The sequence below is a fragment of the Moorena sp. SIO3I6 genome (genome assembly GCF_010672095.1).
Window position 1 is genome coordinate 1 of sequence record NZ_JAAHHU010000489.1, and the last position, 3178, is coordinate 3178.

The following is a 3178-nucleotide window of genomic DNA, read 5'->3' on the forward strand; positions in this document are numbered from 1 at the left end:
GGATATATTGGGAATTTTGGCACTCAACAGTAGTCCGCCAAAGAGCACCACTGAAGTTGCGATCGCAATCTCTGGTATTGGCAAGTCCATTCCCAGCAAGTGAATACCTGTCCCGACTAGGGTGGTGAGGACAAAAGCACCGGGAATCAGGAAACCACTGGTAAATCCGGCTGCAATTAAGCCAACAGCAATCACAAAGGCGAGATGATCGAAACCAATCACGGGATGACCTAATCCAGACAAAAATCCTGTGATGAAATTATCAGGTGTCTCGCCACCAAAGGGATGGTGAGCCAGGGCTTGTTGTGCTGTACTTAAAATCCCGATCCATACCAACAGAGCTATAGCATTAAAGCCAAGTCTCTGGTTTTGATAACGGGAGGTATAAGACCGATTGTTCGCGGAAAATTTGTTCTTAGACATCTGGTAAATGCTGGTCAATGACTGATCAAAAAATTGGCACAGTTTAGTGTTAATTACATTGACAGACTAGGCTTTCTAAGACTATCTTGAAAAAGTATAAAGTAGTCTTGTAGCACATTTAAACTGAGCTGATAGCTTATAGCTTATAGCTTATAGCTTATAGCTTATAGCTTACGATAAAACTTACAGATCAAACCTATTAAATACTTTTTACTCAACCACTAGTTTTCAAAAAGAGCATCACAAACGTTACTAGTAACTGTGGTTGCCTACTCACTAATTTTGGAAATGCTACATCAGACATCATCTGTACCTCGCAGACGGATTTAACAACTGAAACCATTGGCGGGCATTCTGACTTAGAGGTCACAGACCTCATCACAGCTGCGGGACAGCGCCGGACTTGCACCGGACTTTCCCCGTTACCTCTGGTGAGTGTTCTTCACCAGAACCGATGGAACTTCAGGTAGTTTAGCACAATCTGACCTATATTATTTGTTAAATATTAATTAAGATATTAATTACGATTAATTAATCGTAATTAATTAAAGCGGTTTTTAGTTTAATGAGGTACATAGGAGTTTTTACCTATTCCCTATTCCCTATTCCCTATTCCCTATTCCCTATTCCCTGTTCCCTGTTCCCTGTTCTTACGATCTTGGGTTATCCCTTTCCTCAACACTAGGGAACTGGCCTACTGCTGGGAGAGGGGTAGCATGGTCATCGGGAACGATTTTTGAACCAAATATTTTAGCGTAAACTTGGGTAAATTCAGCTCCTAAAAAGATAATTTGAGAGGAATAGTATACCCAAGCCAATAAAACCACCAGTGAGCCAGCAGCACCGTAACTTGAGGAAAAACTGCTTCTGCCGAGATACCATGACAATAGCCATTTACCCAAGTTAAACAGTAAGGTAGTGATAATTGCTCCAACCCAGACATCCTTCCAGGCAATTTTCACATCTGGCAAGTACTTGTAAACCAGAGCAAACATCAGGCTAAGGATACCAAAGGACACCAGCAAGTCCAGAATTGTCCAGACAAAGTTAAGTTGGTAGAGCCAGAGTAAACCCAGTTCCTTGAGGAATTCGCTCTCATAAGACTCCAAAGCTGATAAGACAGTACTGAGCACAGCGGACAATAGCAGAAAAAGTCCCACACCCAGCACGGTCAGAAACGAAAGAATCCGTTTTTTCAAAATCCCCCAGATGCCCCGTCCGGGTTTCAGCTTCACATCCCAAATCGTATTCAAGGCATCTTGGAGCTCGCCAAATACCCCAGATGCACCGAACAACAGCACCACAATACTAATCAAGGAAGCCAACCCCCCACTAGCATCAGGCTGATGGGCATTAGTAATCGCTGTCTGAATAAACTGTGCCCCCTGTTCCCCAACCAATCCTTGGATTTGCCCTACAATCTCGCCCTTAGCCGCCTCTTCCCCAAAAATAGACCCCACAATTGCGATCGCAATTATTAACACTGGCGCTAGGGAAAAAATCATGTAATAGGATAATGCTGCTGCTAGTCTAGATGCGTTATCGTCCTTCCATTCTTTAAATGTTTCCTTAAGCAGTCCTAAAATAGCCTTGGGATTCATCACCATAACTCCTGGACACGGGTTAATCGGCATTCTTCCAGTTGGAAATACCTGACAATGCCTGAGAATATTGTAGATTGACAATTGCGCGAACGAGATTTATTTTAAGCATGATAGCTGACAGCTAGTGGGGTAAGGTAATTGCAGGAAAAGCAATAGCATCTGACGTTACCCATGATTGAAAACCCGTTTGTAAGGAACTTCGTCTCCTCCTTATCCAAAGGTGGCAAACTACCAATTAGCTTTGTAATTCATTTGGAAGATGGGTCACTCACCACTATTGGAGAAGAGAAACCGATCTTGGATATATACATCAAAAATCCAGCTGGTCGAAAAGCTCTAATGTCTTTAGACCAATTACTGATAGTGGAAGCTTACATCAAGGGTGATATTGATTTCGAAGGGGACTTAATCAAGGCCATGTCCTTCCAGCAGCTGTTATCCGATCAGCATATTTTGCTAAAGATAGGTCGGCGACTCAAGCCCATCTTACTTGGGCGGGAAAAATGCAATCCAGATTGGATCTCGAAGCATTATGACTCCCATAATATCCAATTGTTCGCTATGGATACCGATTACAATACTTATACTCCTGGGATATATGAGAAAGATGAGGATAGCCTAGAGGTTGGAGCTGAACGCAAGTTAGACTTTGCCTTTCAATCTCTTAATCTCAAACCGAATGATTCGGTACTGGATATTGGCTCTGGCTGGGGCGGTTTCGTGCGTTTTGCCGCACGCCGAAATATCCGTGTGACTGGAATTACCTTATCCAACCACCAAAAACAGTATGTAGAAGATTTAATTGAAAAAAATAACTTTGATGCAGAGGTCAAGTATCAAGACTTTTTCTCTTTCCAACCCAGCCAGAAATATGATGGCATAGTAATGATGGGGGTAATCGAAGATTTGTCAGATTATCCTCGAGTAATGGAGCGTCTCTTGAACTACCTTAAACCTGGCGGACGAGTATATCTCGACTTTGCCTCACACAAAGAGTCATTTGGCACGCACAGTTTTATTACCAAGTATATCTGGCCAGGAACCTTTCGGATGGTGTATATGCCGGAATTTATCGATGCTGTTAAAGAATCACCATTTGAGATCCAAGCCATCTATAACGACCGTCGCAACTATTATCTTTGGGCTAAGGG

Annotated in this window: 3 protein-coding genes and 1 riboswitch; of the genes, 1 reads left to right on the forward strand and 2 read right to left on the reverse strand. The window is 42.7% G+C overall.

The annotated features are described in order from the left end of the window. Both F6K49_RS38405 and F6K49_RS38410 read right to left on the reverse strand, forming a co-directional pair. The coding region (locus F6K49_RS38405; RefSeq protein ID WP_293105618.1) for a HupE/UreJ family protein at positions 1-423 on the reverse strand (423 nt) is incomplete at its 3' end. 326 nt (positions 424-749) lie between these two features. After that, a riboswitch (cobalamin riboswitch) is annotated at positions 750-894 on the reverse strand. Between the two features lie 179 nt (positions 895-1073). Beyond that, the gene (locus F6K49_RS38410; RefSeq protein ID WP_293105621.1) at positions 1074-2057 is read right to left on the reverse strand and encodes a YihY/virulence factor BrkB family protein; all 984 of its coding nucleotides are present in this window, start codon (positions 2055-2057) and stop codon (positions 1074-1076) included. Between the two features lie 141 nt (positions 2058-2198). Between F6K49_RS38410 and F6K49_RS38415 the strand changes: the two genes are divergently transcribed. Beyond that, on the forward strand, positions 2199-3178 hold a 980-nt coding region (locus F6K49_RS38415), incomplete at its 3' end, for a class I SAM-dependent methyltransferase (protein WP_293105624.1).

Excerpts from the sequence above, each read along its gene's own strand:
- F6K49_RS38410 (WP_293105621.1), bottom strand. The coding sequence starts at position 2,057 with ATGCCGATTAACCCGTGTCCAGGAGTTATGGTGATGAATCCCAAGGCT.